Raw genomic sequence first — 24,327 nt, 5'->3', positions numbered from 1 at the left:
AGCCTCTATTTATTTTACGGAATATTTCTCAACAATGTATTTCTCAATAATATCTCAACAAGTAATAAGGCAAAGATCAATAATGCCCAGTTCTTATATTCTTCCTGCTTTTTGCTGAACTCCTGTACACTGATCTTTGTCTTTTCCATTTGATCGATTTCAGCATAGATTCCCTTCAGGCTGGCATTATCCGTAGCACGGAAATATTGGCCGCCGGTTAAGGAAGCGATCTGTTTCAAAGTAGGTTCGTCAATATCTACTTTTACATTCTGATACTGAACGCCGAATGCTGTTTGGAAAGGATAAGGAGCTTCTCCTCTTGTTCCAACTCCAATGGTATATACGCGAACTCCGAATGTTTTGGCTATCTCTGCTGCCGTTACCGGAGCGATTTCACCCATATTGTTAGAACCGTCCGTCAGTAGGATAATCACCTTTGATTTGGCTTGGCTGTCCTTAATACGGCTCACGGCATTGGCCAGTCCTAAACCAATAGCCGTACCATCGTCTATCATACCGCTCTGTATATCTTTAAAAAGGTTCAACAGCACTGTATGGTCTGTCGTTAACGGACATTGCGTAAAACTCTCACCGGAAAAGACTACCAATCCTATATTATCATTCGGTCTTCCATTTATAAATGAAGATGCTACATCCTTGGCTGCTTCAAGCCGATTGGGCTTCAGGTCTTGTGCAAGCATACTACCTGAAATATCCATCACAAGCATAATATCAATCCCTTCTGTGGATGAATTCTGCCAGCTATTCGTAGACTGCGGGCGAGCCAATACTACAATAATCAGCGCAATAGCAATCATTCGCAAAACAAACGGAACATGCCTTAAGTAAACTCGGAATGAATTCGTTCCCGGTGCATCAAATGCTTGTGACGAAGATACCTGCAAACTGGCCTGACTTTTCCGCAATTTCCATATATACCATCCTATTAATGGGATAAGTAATACTAATAAGTACAAATATGTTGGATTTGCAAATACCATTTCTTATTCTTTAGTTGTAAGTGAATCGTTCGTATTATCAGTTTCTGCAACTTTATCAGTTTCCGGCGGAGCAATCACTGCCTGCTTTGTCTGATTAACAAACAGATAAGCATTCATCATGCTCAAATCATTCTCGTCCGGAAGCGGAGACCATTTGGCAAATTTTACGAAATCAGACAAATTGAGTATTTGTTTCAGGTTTTTGTACACCGAATCAGCCTCACTTTCTTTTCGTATAATGTCCAGAATTTCACCAGAGGTCATCTCCATCGCATTAATATCAAAACGCTCTACAATATAGCGGCGTAATGTATCAGTTATCAAGGTATAATACTCTTTATTACGTCCCTGCTGCCACAGTTTCTGCTGTTTAATCTGATCCAGATCCTTGATTGCCTGTTCATGTGGCGGAAGCTTGGGTTCTTCCTTTTTGAATGGTAAAACAGGTTTCTTATTTCTCAGACGTTGAACAATATAGCCTATTACGCATATCAGAAAAAGAGTCGTTAAGATTCCAAATATCCATGGATAATAATCCGCCAATACAAAAGGCGGTTTCCATACGTGTTTAATATCATAAAACTCTTCCGGATTATCAACATCTACAGGTATCGTAGATACTTTCAGGGCTACCTGATTCGATAAAACAGTATCCGGACCATCAATTACGCGCAAAGGAGGCAAAAGATACAAAGCCGAATCAAAAGAAGTGATTAATATATCCTGCTTTATCAGCAAACGATTATTTTCAATGATAGAAGAATCAGGCTTCGAGAGGTTCAACACTTCAACCCCCCGCATCAATGTATCTCCCGGAATGATGAGTTGCACGTTCTTGTCTTTATCAGTTGTTACTGTTAAATGCAAAAGCGTTTGTTCTCCTATCAAAATAGCTGCAGAATCAAGTTTTACATCTATCAGTGTTCTTTGTGCAAACACATTATTGCCAACGAATAAGCATTGAATAAATATAAGAAACAAAATACTTTGCTTAAATATCTTCATTTGCATTTCTTAATTGCGTTTTTGAAACAGGGCTATTAATGATTTCACATAATCATCTTCCGTACGAATAGAAACGGAATCCACTCGACATTTTTTAAATGATTCACTCATTTCGTGCTGCCGTTTTATCCACCAATCTTTATAGGTCTCACGAACTTTTGAAGATGAACTATCTATCCAACGTTCTCCTCCGGTCTCCGCATCCTTAATCTTTATCAGGCCGACAGACGGTAATTCGGTTTCCCTTTTGTCGTATACCTGTATAGCAACCACATCGTGTTTGCGGTTTGCAATAGTTAGGGCATCTTTAAAGTTGCCTTTATCGATGAAATCGGAGATTAGGAAGGCTGTACAACGTTTCTTTATAACATTCGTCAGATATTTTAGTACCTGGCTGATGTCGGTTTTGGAATCATCCGGTTTGAAATCTAATAGCTCACGTATGATATACAGGATATGTTTTTTTCCTTTTTGAGGAGGTATGAACTTTTCTATCTTATTGGAAAAGAATATCACTCCGATTTTATCATTATTCTGGATAGCAGAAAAGGCCAGTGTGGCAGCTATTTCTGTCATAATATCCTTTTTCATTACGTTTACAGAACCGAAATCCCTGCTACCGGAAACGTCAATCATCAGCATAACCGTTAATTCACGTTCTTCTTCAAATACCTTTACGTACGGACGAACATAACGGGCTGTAACATTCCAATCGATGTCACGGATATCATCGCCAAACTGATATTCACGTACTTCACTGAAAGCCATTCCGCGCCCTTTAAAGGCCGAATGATATTGTCCTGCAAATATGTTGCGAGACAAACCACGCGTTTTTATCTCAATCTGGCGAACCTTCTTTAATAGTTCACTCGTTTCCATAATTAAGGTACTTCTACCTTGTTCAATATTTCACTAATTACCTCTTCAGATGTCAGATTGTTGGCTTCAGCCTCATAACTAAGACCAATACGATGACGCATAACATCATGGCAAACAGCACGAATGTCTTCCGGAATCACATATCCTCTCCGTTTAATAAAAGCATACGCTCTGGCAGCCAATGCCAGGTTAATAGATGCACGGGGAGATGCTCCGAAGGAAATCATATTTGCCAGATCCGGCATTCCGTGTTCTTGCGGATAGCGAGTAGCAAAAACGATATCCACAATGTAGCGTTCTATTTTTTCATCCAGGTATACATCCCGTACTACCTTTCTGGCCTCTATAATTTCTTGTTTGGAAAGAACCGGTTTAATAACAGGTTTCTCTCCGCTGATATTTTGACGGATAATCAGCTTTTCTTCTTCCTTTTTAGGATAACCTATCACTACTTTCAGCATAAAACGGTCTACCTGTGCTTCCGGCAACGGGTAAGTCCCCTCCTGCTCTATCGGGTTTTGAGTAGCCATTACCAGGAAAGGTTCAGGTAACTTATAGGTTTCTTCACTGATTGTAACTTGTCGCTCCTGCATAGCTTCCAATAAAGCACTTTGCACTTTAGCCGGAGCACGGTTTATTTCATCCGCCAATACAAAGTTTGCAAATACGGGTCCATGTTTTACCAGAAACTCTTCTTTTTTCTGGCTATAGATCATTGTACCAATTACGTCCGCAGGAAGTAAATCCGGCGTAAATTGAATACGACTATACTTAGCATCTATTAACGAAGCCAATGTTTTTATGGCTAACGTCTTTGCCAAACCAGGAACCCCTTCTAACAAAATGTGCCCGTCTGAAAGCAAACCAATTAATAATGATTCTACTAAATGTTTTTGACCAACGATTACCTGATCCATACCTACAGTAATCATGTTCACAAACGAACTCTTGCTTTCTATTCGTTCGTTCAACTCACGAATATCCACTGTCTGACTCATAGATTTACCAAATTATTTTATGTTTATAATCTTGCTGTTCTTTTTCGATGCACAAAATTATAAATGTTAAATTCGTATACTTAACTTTTGCCGTTAAATAATACTAAGCTATTTTGTTTATATCTGTATATTAATAAAAATTAGGGTATTGCTGCTGATTACGATACGGATCATTATACTGATACGGATCGTTGTACTGATATTGATTATAATTATTGCTCGGATAATTTCTTAATATCTGAGTTTGTAACACACCTGCTTTTCGTCTTGATTCCGGATTATTTGCGTCAATACCATATACACTTTTTGCCGGGATTACCAGATCAAGTCCTACAGGAATACTGTTCGGATTATTGATTTTTGATTTATTGTGTTCGTAGATATACACCCAAAACAGTTTATCTCCATAATATTCAAGAGCCAGCAGATTCAGCCTGTCACCTCGTTTTGTGCGAACATTTGCCAATACAGTATTAGTAGAGGATGTTCCGGGCGTTGTACTTGCAGAAGAATCATCTGTCAGCGAATCGTCTTCAATTCCCCATTCATCTTCTAAATCTCCCATATCCGAATCATCTGGGGGTAATGCAAATCCGTTACGTGTATCTTCTGTGTTATCTTTTGGATCCTGAGTTGTAGTTGTCGTACTAATCGTATTGCCACCTTTAAATAATACATCTCTATTGATAAACAACACACTACCTAGTGCTATAATCAATATGATAACCAATACTAATAGTAAAACAACCAATGTATTATTACTATTACTTGAAGTATACACTTTTTCCCTTTCTCTATCTCTGTCTCTTTCCCTATCTCTTCTGGAATAAGAATCTCTTTCTCTTCTTCCTTCGTTATAATCATTATTCATATCGTTATTATTTATGAGGTTTACTTGTTTTAAATTTTCATCTTCCTGTTCATCTATAGTTTCCTCCGGTGTTTCTTCATATAGCGGAACATCTTCTTCTTTAATCTGTTCTTCGGCTATATATTTAGGCTCTACCAGATTTACGACAGGTTCTGCCAGCGGCTGTTTTTCAATTATAAACTCCTCTATTTCTTCCTTTATTTCTTCCTTTATTTTTTCCTCTTTTTCTTCAATATCTTCAATTACTTCCTCTTTTATATCTTCTTTCATATCCTCAATAGCAGGTAAGATGTCTTCTTTTACGACTTCTTCCTCTTTTGATACTATTTCTTGATGAAAGTCATTAGCTACAATACCGGCAACTTTTGTTTCTTCCGGTAATTGTTCCTCTTGATGAAGTGTAACCTTTTCTACAACCTCCTCTACTTCTTCTACAGTTTCTTCTTTTTCGACTTCTATATCATCTGTATCTTCAATTTCTACGTCATCTTCTTCTTTTTCTTTCTCCTCTAAAGCGCTTTCAAAAGAAGTAAAATCTGCGTCATCGTTCAATTCTATAGACTCAAAAAATGAAAAAGGTTTGTTTACGGTCTCACGCATTTCTTTCTCCGGAGTAAATGTTAATTTGAAGTGTTCCGGAATCAGAATGCGTTCTTTGGTATTTACATCGATACTTTCTCTTTTATCTACCTGGATAATTTTAAATGTTCCAATGCCTTTGATTTGCATAAGCCTGTCTTCAAAGACATTATCTTTAACAACGGTAATAAATTCCTTCAGAAAATTCTCTACACTTTCAAAATCTTTACCAGTTCTTTCTGCTAAAATACCGGCTAATTCTCTTGTTGATAAACGGTCATTCATTGCTTCCTAATTCTTTAAGTTTCGTTTTAACCGTAACTCCCGGTTTAAAAACAGGTACTAATTTGGGAGGGACGAGGTATCTTTTCCCATTAGCAGGATTTACCGATATACGCTCCCCTTTCTTTCTTGCCTCAAACTGTCCGAATTCTTCAAAATAGACAATATCCCCATCTACCAAGTGAGAACTAATAGTTGAACTAAGTTCCGACAACATATCCGAAACCTCAGTAGAAGTCCATTTTAATCGGGAAGCTAGTTCTTTTACTAATTCCTTGTTTTTCATATTTATTGATCATTTTTCGGATTACACAGCGATATTAGTTATTTTTTTGTAAATGAGCAAATATGTTTGCACTTTTTTATGATTTCATCGTTGTGCCGTACAAATCAAAAATATCGGTTTTATCAATTTTCACCGAATAAAACGAGCCAATTTTTAGTGGTTTTTCTTTCGGAATAAGTACTTCCTGATCAACCTCGGGTGAATCGAACTCTGTACGTCCGATATAATACTCATCCTCTTCCTTATCTATAACTACTTTATAGGTATTTCCTACCTTTTGCGCATTTATTTCTGCGGCAATATTCTCCTGGATACGCATGATATAATCCAAACGCTCTTGCTTTACCTCCGCCGGTATTTCGTCTTTATAATGGCTATAAGAATAGGTTCCTTGTTCATGGCTATAGGCAAAAGCGCCCATCCGTTCAAAACGTACTTTTTTGACAAAATCCACCAATTCTTCGAAGTCCTGATCTGTTTCTCCCGGATGCCCTACCATCAATGTTGTACGCAAACATATACCCGGTACTTCTTCACGCAAACGCTCCAAAAGTTGATATGTTTCATCTTTTGTTATATTGCGACGCATTAATTTCAGCATACGGTCACTTATATGCTGCAAGGCTATATCCAGATAGTTGCAAACATTTTCCCGCTCACGCATAACCCTAAGCAAATCGTAGGGGAAACGAGCCGGATAAGCATAATGCAAGCGGAGCCATTCTACCCCTTTTATGTCCGAAAGACGTTCTATAAGCTGTGGAAGTGCTAATTGCTTGTATTTATCCAGGCCATAATAGGTTAAATCCTGTGCTATTACCTGAAATTCTTTCACACCCTGAGCGGCAAGTATGCGTACTTCCTCCTCTATATCCTCTATGGGGCGAGACTGATAGCGTCCGGTCATAATCGGAATGGAGCAATAAGAGCAAGTCCGATTGCAACCTTCCGCGATTTTCAGATAGGCATAATGAGAGGGAGTGGTTAGGATACGGTCGGTAGCTAATTCTTGGTGATACGTTTTCCCCAGGTCTGTTAATAGCTCTTTCCAGTTGAACTTTCCATAGAATTTATCTACTTCCGGCAATTCGGTTTTCAGTTCTTTCAGAAAGCGCTCCGAAAGGCATCCCATCACATATAGTTGAGCTATTTTCCCTTTCTTTTTCGCTTCTCCCAGTTCCAGAATCATATTGATTGATTCTTCCTGTGCATCTCCTATAAAACCACAAGTATTTACTACGACGATCTCACCGGTAACCTTTTCCGGATCATGTTTCACTGTATAGCCATTGGCTGCAAACTGGCGCATAAGCTGCTCCGAATCAACCAAATTCTTAGAACAACCCAGCGTTATTATATCTACTTTATTTTTCTTCATTTTATTCACTAAAGAGTGAATCCACAAATTCTTTCTTATTAAACAACTGAAGATCTTCTATTCCTTCTCCTAAACCTATATATTTAACAGGGATACGGAAATGATCGGAAATGCCGATTACGACCCCTCCTTTGGCTGTTCCGTCAAGCTTTGTAATGGCCAAGGCATTTACCTCTGTTGCAGCTGTAAATTGCTTCGCTTGTTCAAAAGCATTCTGCCCGGTTGATCCGTCCAATATCAGCAATATCTCATGTGGAGCATCGGGTACTACTTTTTTCATTACGTTCTTGATTTTAGTCAACTCATTCATCAGGTTGACCTTATTGTGCAAACGTCCGGCTGTATCAATGATCACAACATCGGCGTTATTTGACTTGGCGGAACTTAAGGTATCAAATGCTACCGAAGCAGGATCAGAACCCATTTTCTGTTTTACCACCGGCACACCTACACGTTCTCCCCAGATAACCAACTGCTCAACGGCTGCGGCACGGAATGTATCGGCAGCACCTAAGTAAACGCTTTTACCTGCTTTCTTGAATTGATATGCCAGTTTTCCGATGGTGGTAGTCTTTCCTACCCCATTCACCCCTACTACCATGATTACATAAGGCTTCACATTGTCTGGCAACACAAATCCTTCGGCATCATCGGAGTTGTTTTCAGTCAGCAAACCGGCTATTTCATCCCGCAAAAGAGATGTCAACTCTTGCGTATTGACATACTTATCCTTAGATACTCGCTTTTCTATCCTCGAAATAATCTTGAGTGTAGTATCCACTCCTACATCCGAAGTAATAAGTACCTCTTCCAGGTTATCCAACACATCGTCATCTACCTTGCTTTTTCCGGCAACAGCACGTGTCAGTTTGGAAAATACGCTTTCCTTCGTTTTGGACAATCCTTTATCTAATGTCTCTTTCTTATCTTTACTGAAAAAACTAAAAATTCCCATCTTTTTTCAATTAAAATTTCATGAATTTCTTTGCTTGTAGTCTTCGTATCCGAACATTTTATATATAACCAGTTCATCCTTATTATTTATAAGGGCTATAGAAGGGTGAGGTATACCGTTAAACATGTTTGTTTTCACGATTGTATAATGAATCATATCTTCAAAAATAAGCCTGTCTCCTATCTGCAAGGGCTCATCAAAAGACCAATCGCCCATAAAGTCGCCACTCAGGCAACTGTTCCCTCCAATGCGATAGGTAGGTTTCCCTATTATAGCATCCGTTGCGTTACGAATAGCCGGTTTATAAGGCATTTCCAGGCAATCAGGCATATGACAGGTAAAAGAAGCATCTATTATAGCCGTCTTTATACCATGATTTTCCACAATATCAACAACCGTTGTAAGCAAGAAGCCCGTCTGCCAGGCAAAAGCACTTCCCGGTTCCAGGATTATCTTCAACGAAGGATATTTGGCATTAAAACGCTTCAATAAAGCTATAAGATGATCCGTATCATAGTCTTTACGCGTCATTAAATGCCCGCCACCCATATTCAGCCACTTTAGGGATGGCAGAAAGCATCCGAAACGCTCTTCAACCACTTCCAGCATCTTCTCCAGATCATACGAAGAAGACTCGCAAAGCGCATGAAAATGAAGTCCTTCTACTCCCTCCGGAAGTCGCTCTCCCAGCAAATCACGGACAATGCCCATACGTGATCCCGGAGCTGTCGGATTATATAAGTCTGTATCTACCACCGAATATTCGGGATTGATGCGCAAACCACAGGAAACACGATTTCCATCCGCCTTTACCATCGGATAAAAACGCTCAAACTGAGAAAGCGAATTAAAGGTAATATGACTGCTATACTTCAATATCAAAGGAAAATCTTCTTCCGTATAGGCAGGAGAATACGTATGCGCCAGACTCCCCATCTCCTCATACGCCAACTGAGCCTCATATTTGGAACTCGCCGTAGAATAAGGAATATACTCATGAATAATAGGAAACGATTTCCACATCGCAAAAGCCTTAAAAGCCAGGATAATATCAACTCCCGCCTCTTCTTTCACATGCTTAATCAGCTCCAGATTCCTTCTGAGCAACTTCTCCTCCATCACATAACAAGGCGATGGTATTTTATTATAATCAATCATTTAACCTTCTAAATTACCTTAAATTAAAGAGGCACAAAGGTAATAATATTATCCGGTAATTATAGGTTAGCATCCGAATAATCGGACTACTAACATATCGTTTTCAAAACAGCTGATGAGAACTGCCATTATGAACCCTATACAATTGAACCACATCCCCAATAGCTACATCATTCGTAACACCAGACCCTTCTATATTAAGTTCATTAAGTCCATTAAGTTTATTAGTTTCATTAAACCCCTCCACCACTACAACCAGCATCCCATCATAGAACTCCGTGCCGGCAATCTCGCCATCTAAGGGGAAGACACCATGAAGCCTATGATCATCGCTTAGTTCGACATAGTGCATTCGGTATAATTGGCGCCAGAAAATATAATGTGCGGCAATCCTTCTCATTGGGGGTATTATGGGATAAGATTGGAGGGTACGGAGTCCGCTTTAAGCGTATTCATCGTATCAGCCGGAAGTTGTATAGCCGGAGAATCATAATTATACTTCATCAGGTTCAGGCTGTCTACAAACACCTTATAATAGTTGGTTTCCGAATTATCAAGCCGGATATAGCCATATACCCTGCGGATCTGTTTGGTTGGCAATCCCCTAAGGATTAGCTCGCTATATCCTTCTTTCAATATCTTATCCCTGATAAACAAAGTGGTATCCGTCTGGTCGATGGCCAAACGTAATTCGGGAGTATGTTTCATATCCTCGGTCAGTCCCCATACGCGCATACCTAAAACAAATACACTACCCGAAGTATAGGGCCTTTCCGGTTTAATATCAAAGGTAACCCCATTAAACAAGGCCTGCGGATATAGCGTTAAATAGTCTCGTCTGGGCCAGATATTAACAGAGTCTTTGTTTGAACTGGGGGCAGCACTGGCCTGTACGTCTCCCAAATTACGGATACGGGTATTTATTTCGGCCAGAGCTAAATCCATCACTTGCATATAGATATCCATATTCTTGCCATACCAGACAAGCGAGCTGTCATATTTGGCTTCTTCTATCTTATGCTTACGGAAAACGGATTGATATAGAGCTGCCTTATGAGTGCTATCAGGGTATGTGCGGGGATCCGCATTAATCATACCTTCAGCCAGATATATATCTATCATGACATCTTTCATTTCCTTCTCGGATAAGACGTCTTTAGGCACCTTGCTGCATGAAATAGCCAGCAAGGTTACGATAAAAGCAATACTGTATCTATACAGCGTTTTCTGCATTCTCTTTTTCTTTCTTGTCTTCTTTTTTTGCAAGGCTTTGTGACAAGGTATGCCGGAAAAAAATAAATAAAACAAACACACCTACACAAATAGCGGAATCAGCTAAATTAAATATAGGCCGGAAAAAGATAAAATCTTTCCCACCCCAGATGGGAAGCCACTCCGGAAGAACGGTCTCTATCAACGGGAAATAGAACATATCTACTACTTTGCCATGCAGCCAGCTAGCATATCCTCCTCCTTCGGGCATAAAGTGTGCAACCTGCCCAAAACTATGATCGAAAACAACACCATAAAATACTGAATCTATGATATTTCCGATAGCTCCGGCAAAGATCAGCGCTACACAGGCTATATAACCAAAGTTGAAATTCTTCTTTATTATATCATACAGGTAATAACCAATAAAGCCAACGGCTATAATGCGAAAGATTGACAAAAACAGTTTGCCAAATATCTCTATACCGAAAGCCATTCCAGGGTTTTCAGTAAAATAGATGTAGAACCAAGGGGTTATTTCTATACTCTCATGCAACTGCATATGAGTTTTCACCCATATTTTCAATGCTTGATCAAGAACGAGGAGCAGCATGATAACCAATACTGCTCCCCAACCTTTGGAAAATTTCATTTATTTAGCGCCTCCTTGTTTTGCTTCAATACTCAATGTAGCATGAGGAACAGCACGTAACCTCTCTTTAGGAATCAGTTTACCTGTTTCGCGGCAAACACCATACGTCTTATTTTCGATACGGATCAGTGCAGCCTGCAGGTTTTGTATAAACTTCATCTGGCGCTGAGCCAAACGTCCTGCTTCTTCTTTTGAAAGCGTAGCGGCTCCTTCTTCCAGTACCTTAAACGTAGGAGAAGTGTCGGATACATCATTTCCGTCAGAATTAGTTACTCCAGACCTCAACAACTCGTAATCCTTTCTGGCCATTTCCAGCTTTTCCATTATAATGGCGCGGAACTCCTCGAGTTCAGCATCCGAATATTTAGTCTTTTCTGCCATAATTCTACTTTTTTGTTCTTAATTGATTAAGGTTTATTATTCCAAATATATGTATTAATATTCATATTTTACATACGATGGCATCTGTATTTTAAACATTATACTTTATCTATACGGATAGACAACGTAAAATCGTCAAAATCAAGCATCACTGCATCACTTAAAATATCAACGGTTTTCAAGGAAACGGCCAACACCTGGTTCTTGATATAATCATTATAATCCTGCACCGTATCATCCATTTCCGAAGAAGACAGAATATGTATCTTTATCTTGTCTGTGATATCCAAACCGTTGCTCTTGCGCAGGTTCTGAATACGGTTTACCAGTTCGCGAGCCAGTCCTTCTTTCTTCAGTTCTTCGGTTATCGTAATATCCAAGGCTACTGTCAGGCTACCCTCATTGGCAACCAGCCAGCCTGGGATATCTTCCGATATTATTTCTACATCGGCCAATTCTACAACAGCCTCCTGTCCTTCTACATGACAGGTAAAGGTTCCTGCCGATTCAAAGGCCAGAATATCCTCCTGGTTCATGTTCTGAATAGCAACAGCCAGTTGTTTCATGATCTTACCGTAACGCGGACCCAGTTTCTTGAAATCCGGTTTTACCTTCTTCACCAATATACCGGCAGAGTTGTCTACAAACTTCATATCCTTTACATTCACCTCATTCAGGATCAAGGCTTTTACAGCCTCCAAGGCTTCCTGTTGATGGGCATCCATAACCGGTACCATGATGGTTTGAAGCGGCTGACGTACCTTGATATTTACCTTACGACGAAGTGCCAATACCATAGACGAAACATCCTGAGCCATCTTCATACGCTCTTCCAACGCCTGGTCTATCAAAGATTCGTCATACACCGGGAAGTCGGACAAATGGACAGATTCTGCTTTCTCACGTCCGGTAACAGCGATCAAGTCACAGAAGAGCTTATCTCCATAGAACGGTGAAATCGGCGACATTAGCTTAGCTATCGTTTCCAGACAGGTATAGAGTGTCTGATAGGCCGACAACTTATCGGTAGTCATGCCCCCACCCCAGAAACGGCGACGGTTCAAACGTACATACCAGTTACTCAGGTTGTCGTTTACAAACTCGGAGATGGCGCGTCCTGCACGGGTTGGCTCATAGTTCTCTAACTGGGTATCCACTTCCTTTATCAGGGAGTTGAGCAGTGAAAGAATCCAGCGGTCTATTTCCGGCCGTTCGTTGTATGGCACATCTGCTTCCGAATAGTCAAATCCATCTACATTGGCGTACAAAGCAAAGAACGAATAGGTATTATAAAGTGTTCCGAAGAACTTACGACGTACTTCGTCCAGTCCTTCCGGGTCAAATTTCAGGTTATCCCAGGGAGAAGCATTGGTTATCATATACCAGCGCAAGGGATCCGAACCATATTGCTCGATTGTTGCAAAAGGATCGATACCATTGCCTAAACGCTTAGACATCTTGTTACCGTTCTTATCCAACACCAAACCATTGGATATAACTGTTTTGAACGAAATACTATCAAATACCATCGTTGATATGGCATGCAGCGTAAAGAACCATCCGCGTGTCTGGTCTACTCCTTCGGCAATAAAGTCTGCCGGGAATACAATCCCTTTATCCAACAGGTCTTTGTTCTCAAACGGATAATGGATCTGGGCATAAGGCATGGCGCCCGAATCGAACCAAACGTCTATCAAGTCCGTTTCACGCTTCATAGGCTTACCGCTTGCTGACACCAACACTACATCGTCTACAAACGGACGGTGCAGGTCTATCTTATCATAGTTTGTCTGTGTATATTCGCCTACCTTGAAGTCTTTAAACGGATTCTGTTCCATAACTCCCGCCTTTATAGACTTCTCTATCTCATTGTATAACTCTTCAACGGAACCGATACAGATTTCTTCGTCTCCGTCTTCCGTACGCCAGATGGGTAAAGGAGTACCCCAGAAACGGCTACGGCTCAGGTTCCAGTCTTGCAGGTTTTCCAGCCACTTGCCAAAACGTCCGGAACCGGTACTCTGCGGCTTCCAGTTGATCGTGTTATTCAACTCTATCAGGCGATCGCGATGTGCTGTTGTGCGGATAAACCAGCTATCCAGCGGGTAATACAATACCGGCTTGTCTGTACGCCAGCAATGCGGGTAATTGTGTACGTGTTTTTCGATGCGGAACACCCGGTTCTGCACTTTCAACATCATACAAAGGCCTACATCCAGGGTTTCGTCGCTATCCGACAAACTGGGATCGTATTGGTTCTTAACAAAACGTCCGGCAAACGGATCATAGTCTGCCGCATTCATATATTTCTGCACAAACTCCGGATCCAGGTCTTCCAGCAGATAATACTTACCTGTCAGATCCACCATCGGACGTTTGTTACCTTCTTTATCTATCAGCATCAACGGAGGTACACCGTTTGCTTTTGCCACCCTATCGTCATCCGCACCAAAGGTAGGAGCAATATGTACGATACCCGTACCGTCTTCCGTAGTTACGAAATCGCCCGTTATTACACGGAAAGCACCTTCTCCCGGATTTACCCAGGGGATCAGTTGCTCGTATTTGATACCTGCCAGGTCAGCGCCTTTCCACTCTCCTACTACTTCATAGGGTACCAACTTGTCGCCCTGCTTGTAATCACTCAGCGCCAGTTCTGCCGCCTTCGGATTAAAATAAGCCGCTACCAGATCTTTAGCCAGAACAACCGTTACAGGAACCCCAGTATAAGGATTAAATGTACGAACAACTACATACGTGATATTCGGACCTACACAAAGCGCTGTATTGGAAGGCAAGGTCCAGGGAGTAGTTGTCCATGCCAGGAAGAATGGATCGCCATGAACCGTCATTTCAGGCTTGGGAGTCAATATCTTGAACTGAGCCGTACAGGTAGTATCTTTTACATCCCGGTAAGTACCCGGTTGATTCAACTCATGTGTGCTCAAACCCGTACCGGCAGCAGGCGAATAAGGCTGTATGGTATATCCTTTATACAGTAAACCTTTCTTATACAACTCTTTTAACAAGTACCAAAGCGTCTCGATATAACGATTATCGTAGGTAATATACGGATGCTCCATATCTACCCAATAACCCATTTTATCGGTCAGGTCTTCCCACTCTTTTGTATATTTCATCACTGCCTTCCGGCAAGCTGCATTATATTCTGCAACAGAAATCTTTTTGCCGATATCTTCCTTGGTAATACCCAATTCCTTTTCTACACCTAATTCAACGGGCAAACCATGTGTATCCCAACCTGCCTTACGATTTACCAAATAACCTTTCATGGTTTTGTAACGGCAGAAAATATCCTTAATCGAACGGGCAATGACATGGTGAATGCCAGGCATACCATTAGCGGAAGGAGGTCCTTCGTAAAATACGAATGACGGAGCACCTTCGCGTATTTCAAGACTCTTGCGGAAGAAGTCCCCTTCTTGCCACTTTTTCAACATCTCTTTATTGATGTCCGATAAGTTAAACTTAGAATACTCAGCGAATTTCTTGTTCATACGATATTTCTTAACGTTTAACGTTTAACAATTAACGATTAACAACTTATTACTAATCGTTAATCGTTAACCATTAATCGTTATTTAAAAATTGCCACAAAGGTAACGCTTTTCTAAATACCTTACAAACGCCTTTAATCATTATTTTACAAGGAGGAGAGCTTGCAACAAAGACGCCCATATTTCCTGAAAAACATTGCTTACTTTTGGTTGCCGACATATGTCAGCAATTCTGCCGATAATTATCAACAGGCTTGCCCACAATTGTCGGCAGGCTTGCCCATAATTATCGGCAAACAAAAACAAGCAAATAAAAATCAGGCATTATTCGGTTTAAAATCAGGACAGAACGCTTCTTTTTCATTGTTTTTTCGTTGACTAAAAATAAATGTTTTATTTTACCGTTTTTTAAAGTACAGAAAACAGTTAATACGCATACTCTACAGCTTATGCCGCATATCCCGATTCATGTACTGAACGAACGAGCAGAAATCGGCTTGGAAATAAAGCATTTCTCGGAGGTTAAAGCATCCAGAAGTGAAATAGAAGGTTTTCCTGTTCACAGGGACGATCATTATGTATTTCTATTGATAGAGAGCGGGATAGGCTCTATGGATGTGGATTTTAAGCAGGTTACCCTTACAGGGCGGGACCTTTACTTTGTTACTCCCGGGCAGATTCATCACAATATCAAGGCGAGAAATTCGGTTGGCTGGTTGGTGTTGGTAGACCCCTCGTTGATACCGAAAGAGTATTCCGAAGTATTCAACAACAACCTGTTACAGCAAAAACCATGTCCGCTGGGTGAAGCTCAATTCCTCCAATGCCAGGAGATTGTACACCTGCTTAACAAGCAATATACAAGCGATCCGGAGGCTGTTTTTTACAAACAACTCACCTATGCGCTGCTGGATGTGTTTTTATGCGCTACGGCACGTGCCTATGTGTCGGCCAATACGGAATCGGCCAATAATATGTTGCGAACGACACAGATAACCAAAGAGTTCCGCAAGCTATTACAAGAGAACTACCTGTCACAGAAAAGCCCGTCGTACTACGCATCCCGGCTAAACATATCCGAAGCCTACCTGAACGAAGCTATAAAAAAGACCATCGGCTTTACGGTTACCTATTGGATACAGCAGCAGATTGTGCTTGAAGCCAAGCGTCTGTTGTGTTTTAGCAAGCTAAATGTCAAAGAAATAGCCCATGCACTGGGGTATGACGATCATACGTATTTTTCCAAGCTATTCAAGCAGTCTACCCAGACGACTCCCCTTGCTTTCCGGGATAGTTACCTGAAATAAAGCAATCATTACCCGTTTTTATCTCTTTTCCGGTATTCCGCATCCCGGTATTTTTGCTCTATCATTCACTATCAATCAATTATGAAGATGAAGCAACAGCATATTTTCTTTGTATCCTGCTTATTTTTATTACCGTTTGCATTATTCGCTCAACAATCTGTTCAAAATATTCGTGGTACGGTGCATGATGCCGCCTCCGGTACTCCCCTGGCATATGCTACGGTTGCCCTGAAGAATACGGCCTTGCCCACAGGAGCTATAACCGATAGCCTGGGGCATTTCATCTTTAAAGATATACCTGTGGGGCGCTACGATATAGAGGTGTCTTATATGGGCTACAACCCGGTAATTATCCCCGAAATACTGCTTACCTCCGCCAAGGAAGCGGTGTTGGACATCTCTTTACAGGAAAACCTTACTAAGCTGGGGGAAGTGGTGGTGAGACCTACGGTTAATAAGTCGCAGCCTATGAACAAGATGGCACTGTCGAGCGCACGTATGCTAAGCGTGGAAGAGGCCAGCCGTTTTGCCGGAGGCTTTGACGACCCGGCTCGCCTGGCGGCAACATTTGCAGGTGTGAATACCAATCTGGGCGACAACGGAATCGTAGTGCGCGGCAATGCTCCCAAATTCCTGCAATGGAGGCTGGAAGACGTGGAAATACCCAATCCCAACCATTTTGCCGAGGTAGCCGGTTTTGGCGGAGGGGGCTTAACGGCATTAAGCAGCCAGGTATTAGGCAATTCCGACTTCTTCACAGGCGCTTTCCCGGCCGAATACGGCAATGCCCTGTCCGGAGTATTCGATCTTAAACTACGCACCGGAAACAACGAGCGTATGGAAAACACGGCGCAAATAGGAACCATCGGTATCGACCTGGCCTCTGAAGGCCCTTTGAAGAAAGGGGGACAAGCCTCTTACTTGTTTAATTACCGCTATTCTGACCTGGGTTTGGTATCAGACTTCGGCATGAAGTATCAGGACTTATCATTCAAGCTGAACTTCCCCACCAAGCGAGCCGGAACGTTCTCGGTCTGGGGCATGGGATGGCTTGACCATTTCAAAGAGGATGCCGAAATGAATAAAGAAAAGTGGGAATATACCGACGACAGGGAACGTTTCGACACTAAAATCTACTCGGGAGCAATGGGTGCCGCCCACCGCATTTCGCTCGGCAACAGCGCGTACTGGAAAACCACATTGGCAGCAACCGCCAACCGGATCGATACCCATACCGAGCAAATGGACGACCAACTACAGCTACAACCAAGCCATATCATAAAAAAGACAAACTGGAACTTCGTACTCTCTTCGTATATCAATAAACGATTCGGAGCCAAACACACCAACCGCACGGGAATAAACGTTACCGGATTGAAGTATGATATGTTGCTGAAAAACGCCGATCCGGTTTCCACACCTCTGCAAACCATCTCCGATGAAGACGGGGCAAGCGCCCTGCTCTCAGCCTATACGAACTCGTCCTTTAACCTATCAGACAAATGGACATTCAATGTCGGCTTGCACGGGCAGTACTTCGCATTAAACCAACATTATAGTATAGAGCCTCGCGCCGGAGTACGCTATAACGCCTCAAGCGATCAATCCGTAAGCCTGTCGTATGGATTACATAGCCGGATGGAGCTACTGAACTACTATTTCACGCGTAATGAAACAGGAGAACTCATCAACAAAGACCTGGATTTTACCCGGGCGCATCATCTGGTGCTATCATACGACTGGAATATTGGCAATAACTACCATTTGCGTGTAGAACCATACGTTCAGTTCCTGTACGACGTACCTGTCATTCCCGACAGTTCATTCTCATTTCTCAACCTAAAAGACAAATGGTTTGTACGTGAAAAGCTGGAAAACACAGGAAAAGGCTTCAACTATGGCATCGACCTGACGTTTGAGAAATTCATGTCGCAAGGCTATTACTATATGCTCACAGGCTCCTTATTCAACGCGCGCTACAAAGGGGGCGACCATATCTGGCGCGACACTCGGTATAACCGTAATTTCCTGGTCAACTTCCTGATCGGTAAAGAATGGATGGTAGGCCGCAGCAAACAGAATATGTTTAGCGCCAATATCAATGTAGCAAGCCAAGGAGGCGAACGATACTCACCTGTAGACGAGCAAGCCACACAAGTCCGCCCCGACAAAGAAGTGCAATACGACGAATCCAAAGCATTCAGCAAGCAATTACCGGTAGCCTTCATAGCCCATTTCACAATAAGCTACAAAATAAACCGCAAACGCATAGCCCACGAATTTGCCATAAAAATGCTCAACGCCACCTTCTACGAAGAATACATGGGCCACAGCTACAACTTCAAAACACACAAAATAGACAAAGTATACGAAGGAATCAATGTCCCGAATATCAGCTATAAGATAGGGTTTTGATGGAAAGCCTCACTCCTCTTATTGTCAATATGCAGTATATTATACACAATGCAAACTTCCTCACACGCCCACAAAATCTTCGACCTCCTATCCACCAAAGAAGGCCAGCAAATCATAGAAGAAAGCGGGTATATTCCTATTTAATTAGAGTCAAGCTTTGGTTTAAAGTCCGGCATCTCACAATAAAATTTATCCAAATCTATCCAATTATTTAATCAACTGTTCCGCATCGCTTTTATCAATATACAGCGTTTGGGAGGGGAAGGCGAAGCTGAGGCCGGCTTTGTTGAAGGAGCTTAGGATTTCCATGTTTACGTCGGAGGTAACTTTTTGTATGCCTGCGCTTTTCTTTATAAAATAGATGAAAGTGAGTACCATGGCTGAGTCGCCGAACTCGGAGAAGAAAACGACCTGGTTTTCATTCCTTACTCCTTCTATTTTAGATGGGATACCCTTCAGGATAGACATGGCTTCCTGCATCTTTTCGGGAGTGGTATCGTAGGTGAGTCCCAGTTTCATAACGACCCGGCGGAAAGGCTCTTCCGAGGATATGTTGATGACTGAGGCATCGGCTACTTTATAGTTGGGAAGGGTGATGGTACGGCCATCGTAATCCCTTATCTTTGTGCTGCGTACGCCTATATCTGTGACTGTGCCTTCATAGCTGTCGATCCGCACAACATCACCTATGGTAAACGGTTTGTCTGCCAGTATAGTAAAGGCTCCGAATACATTCTTCACCGTATCTTGAGCTGCCAGGGCAAAGGCAATACCTCCAATACCCAAAGTACCCAATAAAGCGCTGATATTTACGCCTATATTGCTCAGAGCCATGACAAGGCCGACAATCCAGACCAATACCAGCAATGTACGTTTAACTATCGGAAGCATCCTGTGCCGCTGGGCATCGTAGGAGTCGCCCACCCAATAGACGTCTATCAAGCCGTTTACAAAGCGTGCAAACAGCCAGGTAACATTCAATGTTACCAATATTCGGTACGAATGATCTATTACATTTTGTAGCTTTTCAGGCGTTACCAAATGATGGATCGCAATCCACAAACCCAGCAACATAATACCAAACAGTAAAGGAGGCACTACGGAGTCGTAAATCACGTCGTCTATCTTGTTTTGTGTCTTCTCCGTTAAGGGTTTAAATACTTTTCGAGCGATGAAGGCCATAAGCTTCATCAGGATATAAGCACCTAAAACAATGAGTATGGAAATACCCCAGTGTTCGAGCGTATTTCCCCAAATTTCTTTTTCTAATATCTCTAACATACTATGATATATTTTAATTATTGACTGAATTATCCACGAAGATAAATATATTAATATAAACTGTTAACGGGCTATTTTGTTCAAGTATTATTACCTTTGTGGCTATAAGTAGAATAACTGACAAATGAAAAATTACGGATTTGTAAAGGCAGCAGCAGCAGTTCCGCACGTATCAGTAGCGGATTGTTCATACAATATCAAACAGATTGAAGGATTGATGCGCAAAGCAGCGGAAAAAGGGGTGCAAATCATAAGCTTTCCCGAGCTATGCATTACCTCCTATACCTGCCTCGACCTGTTTCATAAGCAAACGTTGCTGGAAGCGGCCGAAGAAGCCCTCCACAAGCTGGTGCAAGATACTGCAGAGCTGGATATATTCACGGTTGTAGGGCTTCCGCTTGTAACGGGGAACTGCCTGATTAATGCTGCCGTAGCCTTCCAAAGCGGTAACATACTGGGAGTTGTACCCAAAACATATCTGCCCAACTATAAAGAGTATCAGGAGAAACGATGGTTTACCTCTGCCTTTGATTTGCTGGATAATGCAATCACATTGAAGGGCAAGAGCTATCCCCTCTCGAACAATCTATTGTTTACCGATGGGAAAGTAACGATCGGTATCGAGATATGTGAAGACCTCTGGGTGCCTGTTCCTCCCAGCTCTTTGTTGGCAATGGCGGGAGCCAATATCATCCTGAACCCTTCTGCCAGCAACGAACTGATTGGTAAACATCGCTATCGCCGTTCGTTGGTCAGCCAGCAGTCCGCACGCTGTATCGCCGGATATGTGTACGCTATGGCAGGGTACGGAGAATCCACTACCGACTTGGTATTTGCCGGAGGCGGTATCATTGCCGAAAACGGCTCTATCCTAGAAGAATCGGAACGTTTCAGTATGGAAGAGCAATTAGTCATCAGCGAAATAGACATTGAAAACCTCCAGAACGACAGACAGGTAGACGGCAGCTTTATGCATGGAGCCGGACAACTACTTCCCAAAGACATACTCAAAATACCTGTAGCTTTGGCTAATGCAGAGTCTTTTGAGCTGACGCGAACAATCGATTCCCACCCCTTTGTACCCTCAGGCGAAGCTTTAAAAGAGCGCTGCGAAGAGATATTGAATATCCAGGTAGCCGGACTGGCCAAACGCGTATCACATATACATGCTAAAACAGCCATAATAGGCATTTCGGGAGGCCTAGACTCTACCTTGGCTCTCTTGGTAACAGTACTTACCTTCGACGCCTTAAAGATACCTCGCAAGCAGATACTGGGCATTACGATGCCGGGCTTCGGAACCACCAACCGAACCTATACCAATGCCATCAACCTGATGAAATCGCTGGGAATTACTTCGCGAGAGATATCAATTGTAAAGGCGACTGAGCAACACTTTAAGGATATAGGACACGATCCGTCCATACATGATGTGACCTATGAAAATTCACAGGCACGCGAGCGGACACAAATACTGATGGATATTGCCAATCAGGAAAACGGACTGGTAATCGGAACGGGCGACCTTTCCGAATTGGCGCTCGGCTGGGCAACCTACAACGGCGATCACATGTCCATGTACGGCGTAAACACCAGTATCCCCAAGACTTTAGTGCGTTATCTGGTAGAGTGGACGGCTCATAACAAGATGGACAAAGAATCCAAAGAAACCTTGCTGGATATTGCCGACACCCCCATCAGCCCGGAACTGATACCGGCAGACAAAGAGGGCAATATCACACAAAAAACGGAAGACCTGGTAGGCCCCTACGAACTGCACGATTTCTTCATCTACCACTACCTGCGGTTTGGCTCTACACCAGAAAAAATCCTATACCTGGCCCAGAAAGCTTTTGCCGGTAAATACGAGCAAGAAACAATCAAGAAGTGGCTAAACACCTTCTTCCGCCGCTTCTTTAGCCAACAATTCAAACGCAGCTGCCTGCCCGACGGCCCCAAAGTAGGCTCCGTAAGCCTCTCCCCTCGTGGCGACTGGCGCATGCCAAGCGATGCCTCTTCAAGCCATTGGCTTTAAGTCACTTCTCTTTTGGTTTGCGGTCAAAGAATGGGTTTTTGGAGCTAGCACTGATGGGGATGGCCATTACGCATTTGGCATCGCCTAAGTAGCCGAGGCGTTGGGCAGCTAGTCCGGCACTGAACATTACGCGGGTATCTACGCGCAGGTCGGCGGCTGTTGCACAGGCTGAACCTACAGCTATACCTACGTCTACTGTATTGATGGCACAAGGCACTTCTTCAGGCTTTGCTGCACAGGTGGCATAGCCGCAATGGGCACAGTTTAGGGCATGTGTCTGCTGCCTTGTTCCGATGATGATAATGGCTTCCGCACTTTGTATGTTTTCCGAGTCGCGTATCAGGAATTTAAGTCCGGTTTCCTCATGTATCCGGAGCATCTCTTCTGACAGGCGGTTGATGTCTTCATCCGTAACCATTGCCACTTCAATTATATCCATCCCTTTCCCTTTGGGAGCTGTACGAGCAGCTGTCATCATCTGCCGTGCAACCGTCAACAGATGTTCCTTACGGCTTTCTCTTTCGTTTAGTATCATAGCACTTTCAATATTCACATTTTACGTGAGCAAAGATAAAGAAAAAACGGACTTGTACCCATTTAGGTTTTTAGCCTCCTTATAAGAAGTTTACTCTATTAGCTAATTGAAGAAAATAATCATTCGACCAGATTTCCAATTCTTTAGGATTTTGCACGAATGGCAAAACATCACGCTTAACCATATTTATCTCTGTTGAAACAAGCCTGTCTTTCAGCATAGAAGTGAACATTTCTTTATCTATGTCCATACTGTTAAACTCTTTGCTTCTTTCTTGAAAATGTATGAAATCCAACGGTATATTATGCCGTACATACCATTCGAAATCATACCAATCCCGTCCTTTTACACGAGTTTTCCAGTTACGGAATAATAAAGCATGCATTTTTCCGGCATACAAATCAGGTAATGTAAAACATCGTGTCATAAAGGAAAACGGCATTAAAGATAATTTTTGTTCAGTTATGAATCCCAAAGGAGGGTCGATATCTACTTCTATCTTAATTTTAATGTCTTTATCCGTTTTAAATTTCACATCATACATAGCCGTATCATCCTTGAGGAATGCGGATTCTACTTTTGTTTCTTTCTTTTTCTCTTTCCGGGTAATGACAACATCACGGCCTGCTGCTTTGAATTCCTCAATGATTGAAGGAAAATAACTCTCCAAATCAAATTTCTCATCTTTTTCTATCAGTGAAAAATCCATGTCTTCACTAAATCGTGGTAACCCATGAAAAATCCTCAAACAAGTGCCACCATAGAATGCAGCTTTATCAAAGAATCCCCCACGATACAATCCTGCAAGCGTTATTTCCTGCATTACTTCATGTGTCACATTTCTTTTTTGCTCGTTGGTTTTTATATCATACCTCGCAAGCATCTGTTCGAATATATTATTCATGATTACAATAATTTTAGCAATAATTTTAATACTTCCTTTTTCTTTCCTGCCATTATGCAGTCTCTGATAATATCTCCGTTCATATTTTCTAAGGTAGACATTTCAAAACGCAAGTCATCTTCAAGGTATGTTATCAATGCTTTTACAGACTGGATCCGCAATCGTGGAGTAGCAGTAATCATATCGCATAATGCTTTTTCGGGCGAAGCAATTAAGAAGGTATATTTATTCTCTACAGTTTGTTGAGTTATACCTATAGGGTAATACGCTTCATCAACAGTTATATACTCAAAATTACCAACAGGATTTTCAAAGTTTTTGGAACGATTCGTTGTCATGGAGCGAACGGTATATACCTGCTCGGGGATTAATCCGTAATAACGCAAAGCAGTCTCCATAGATACATAAGACGGCCCATAGATGTGATTTGCTATCAACTCCATGGATAATAATTGCTTACTCACCTTTGGCGACACAACATACATTCCTCTTTTCAGGCGAATTATCTTACCCTCTTGTTCGAGATTTGCGATCTTGTTGCGAGGAGAAAGGTAATCGGAAAACAAGGAACGTAAAACTGCATAATCTATTGGAATTACACCTAACTGTTCAAGCTTCTCCATGTTTCATTGTTGTTACTTTGAAACAAATATAGCTATTTTTGCATAGATAGTTGAATAGAATAAGAATAAGTG

21 protein-coding genes are annotated in these 24,327 nt (G+C 41.9%); 3 read left to right on the top strand and 18 right to left on the bottom strand.

The annotated features are described in order from the left end of the window. Positions 1 to 14: 14 nt before the first annotated feature. From M2470_RS01185 to ileS, 14 genes are all read right to left on the bottom strand, one after another. Entirely contained in the window at positions 15 to 1,001 is a 987-nt protein-coding gene (locus M2470_RS01185; RefSeq protein WP_280743135.1) for a VWA domain-containing protein, read from the bottom strand. 3 nt (positions 1,002 to 1,004) lie between these two features. Further along, a complete protein-coding gene (locus M2470_RS01180) occupies positions 1,005 to 2,006 on the bottom strand; it encodes a hypothetical protein (RefSeq protein ID WP_280743136.1) in 1,002 nt (333 codons plus the stop codon). Positions 2,007 to 2,015: 9 nt separating this feature from the next. Further along, on the bottom strand, positions 2,016 to 2,885 hold the full coding sequence (locus M2470_RS01175) for a DUF58 domain-containing protein (RefSeq protein ID WP_280743137.1): 870 nt from the start codon (positions 2,883 to 2,885) through the stop codon (positions 2,016 to 2,018). A gap of 2 nt (positions 2,886 to 2,887) precedes the next feature. Then, positions 2,888 to 3,883 carry a MoxR family ATPase gene (locus M2470_RS01170; RefSeq protein WP_280743138.1) on the bottom strand — a complete coding sequence of 332 codons (996 nt, stop codon included), beginning with the start codon at positions 3,881 to 3,883 and terminating at the stop codon, positions 2,888 to 2,890. 130 nt (positions 3,884 to 4,013) lie between these two features. Then, positions 4,014 to 5,618 (bottom strand): HU family DNA-binding protein, encoded by a 1,605-nt coding sequence (locus M2470_RS01165; RefSeq protein WP_280743139.1) that lies wholly within the window; start codon positions 5,616 to 5,618, stop codon positions 4,014 to 4,016. Further along, the gene (locus M2470_RS01160) at positions 5,611 to 5,901 is read right to left on the bottom strand and encodes an HU family DNA-binding protein (protein WP_280743140.1); all 291 of its coding nucleotides are present in this window, start codon (positions 5,899 to 5,901) and stop codon (positions 5,611 to 5,613) included. Before M2470_RS01160 ends, M2470_RS01165 begins: the two co-directional genes overlap by 8 nt. Before the next feature lie 76 nt (positions 5,902 to 5,977). Further along, positions 5,978 to 7,279 carry a 30S ribosomal protein S12 methylthiotransferase RimO gene (gene rimO, locus M2470_RS01155; RefSeq protein WP_280743141.1) on the bottom strand — a complete coding sequence of 434 codons (1,302 nt, stop codon included), beginning with the start codon at positions 7,277 to 7,279 and terminating at the stop codon, positions 5,978 to 5,980. A 1-nt stretch (position 7,280) separates the two neighbouring features. After that, positions 7,281 to 8,234, bottom strand: a complete 954-nt coding sequence (gene ftsY, locus M2470_RS01150; RefSeq protein WP_280743142.1) for a signal recognition particle-docking protein FtsY — start codon at positions 8,232 to 8,234, stop codon at positions 7,281 to 7,283. Between the two features lie 18 nt (positions 8,235 to 8,252). After that, positions 8,253 to 9,392 (bottom strand): carboxynorspermidine decarboxylase, encoded by a 1,140-nt coding sequence (nspC, locus tag M2470_RS01145; protein WP_280743143.1) that lies wholly within the window; start codon positions 9,390 to 9,392, stop codon positions 8,253 to 8,255. 103 nt (positions 9,393 to 9,495) lie between these two features. Beyond that, positions 9,496 to 9,792 (bottom strand): hypothetical protein, encoded by a 297-nt coding sequence (locus M2470_RS01140; protein WP_280743144.1) that lies wholly within the window; start codon positions 9,790 to 9,792, stop codon positions 9,496 to 9,498. Between the two features lie 8 nt (positions 9,793 to 9,800). Continuing rightward, positions 9,801 to 10,625: a DUF4296 domain-containing protein gene (locus tag M2470_RS01135; protein ID WP_280743145.1), complete on the bottom strand. Its 825-nt coding sequence runs from the start codon at positions 10,623 to 10,625 to the stop codon at positions 9,801 to 9,803. After that, complete coding sequence (locus M2470_RS01130; RefSeq protein ID WP_280743146.1) at positions 10,606 to 11,256, bottom strand: lipoprotein signal peptidase; 651 nt, start codon at positions 11,254 to 11,256, stop codon at positions 10,606 to 10,608. The genes M2470_RS01135 and M2470_RS01130 overlap by 20 nt, the downstream gene beginning before the upstream one ends. Beyond that, positions 11,257 to 11,637 carry a TraR/DksA C4-type zinc finger protein gene (locus tag M2470_RS01125; protein WP_280743147.1) on the bottom strand — a complete coding sequence of 127 codons (381 nt, stop codon included), beginning with the start codon at positions 11,635 to 11,637 and terminating at the stop codon, positions 11,257 to 11,259. It lies immediately after the preceding gene. Between the two features lie 98 nt (positions 11,638 to 11,735). Then, a complete protein-coding gene (gene ileS / locus M2470_RS01120; RefSeq protein ID WP_280743148.1) occupies positions 11,736 to 15,155 on the bottom strand; it encodes an isoleucine--tRNA ligase in 3,420 nt (1,139 codons plus the stop codon). A 449-nt stretch (positions 15,156 to 15,604) separates the two neighbouring features. Between ileS and M2470_RS01115 the strand changes: the two genes are divergently transcribed. Both M2470_RS01115 and M2470_RS01110 read left to right on the top strand, forming a co-directional pair. After that, complete coding sequence (locus M2470_RS01115) at positions 15,605 to 16,462, top strand: helix-turn-helix transcriptional regulator (RefSeq protein WP_280743149.1); 858 nt, start codon at positions 15,605 to 15,607, stop codon at positions 16,460 to 16,462. Between the two features lie 87 nt (positions 16,463 to 16,549). Next, the gene (locus tag M2470_RS01110) at positions 16,550 to 18,877 is read left to right on the top strand and encodes a TonB-dependent receptor (RefSeq protein ID WP_280743150.1); all 2,328 of its coding nucleotides are present in this window, start codon (positions 16,550 to 16,552) and stop codon (positions 18,875 to 18,877) included. 207 nt (positions 18,878 to 19,084) lie between these two features. Here M2470_RS01110 and M2470_RS01105 read toward each other — a convergent pair whose 3' ends face one another. Continuing rightward, entirely contained in the window at positions 19,085 to 20,149 is a 1,065-nt protein-coding gene (locus M2470_RS01105) for a mechanosensitive ion channel family protein (RefSeq protein WP_280743356.1), read from the bottom strand. A 133-nt stretch (positions 20,150 to 20,282) separates the two neighbouring features. On the opposite strand from M2470_RS01105, the gene M2470_RS01100 reads away from it, so the two are divergent. Beyond that, positions 20,283 to 22,193 (top strand): NAD(+) synthase, encoded by a 1,911-nt coding sequence (locus M2470_RS01100; RefSeq protein ID WP_280743151.1) that lies wholly within the window; start codon positions 20,283 to 20,285, stop codon positions 22,191 to 22,193. Position 22,194: 1 nt separating this feature from the next. Here M2470_RS01100 and M2470_RS01095 read toward each other — a convergent pair whose 3' ends face one another. The 3 genes from M2470_RS01095 to M2470_RS01085 all read right to left on the bottom strand — a co-directional run bounded on the left by M2470_RS01095 (position 22,195) and on the right by M2470_RS01085 (position 24,255). After that, on the bottom strand, positions 22,195 to 22,728 hold the full coding sequence (locus M2470_RS01095) for a DUF2148 domain-containing protein (protein WP_280743152.1): 534 nt from the start codon (positions 22,726 to 22,728) through the stop codon (positions 22,195 to 22,197). Positions 22,729 to 22,807: 79 nt separating this feature from the next. Then, positions 22,808 to 23,635 (bottom strand): nucleotidyl transferase AbiEii/AbiGii toxin family protein, encoded by an 828-nt coding sequence (locus M2470_RS01090; RefSeq protein WP_280743357.1) that lies wholly within the window; start codon positions 23,633 to 23,635, stop codon positions 22,808 to 22,810. After that, positions 23,635 to 24,255, bottom strand: coding sequence for a hypothetical protein (locus tag M2470_RS01085; RefSeq protein ID WP_280743153.1), 621 nt, complete (start codon positions 24,253 to 24,255; stop codon positions 23,635 to 23,637). Before M2470_RS01085 ends, M2470_RS01090 begins: the two co-directional genes overlap by 1 nt. Positions 24,256 to 24,327: the final 72 nt, after the last annotated feature.

Origin of the sequence: Parabacteroides sp. PH5-46 (assembly GCF_029892785.1) — a bacterium.
GTDB lineage: Bacteria > Bacteroidota > Bacteroidia > Bacteroidales > Tannerellaceae > DFXE01.
This window is presented reverse-complemented; position numbering and strand designations above follow the sequence as displayed.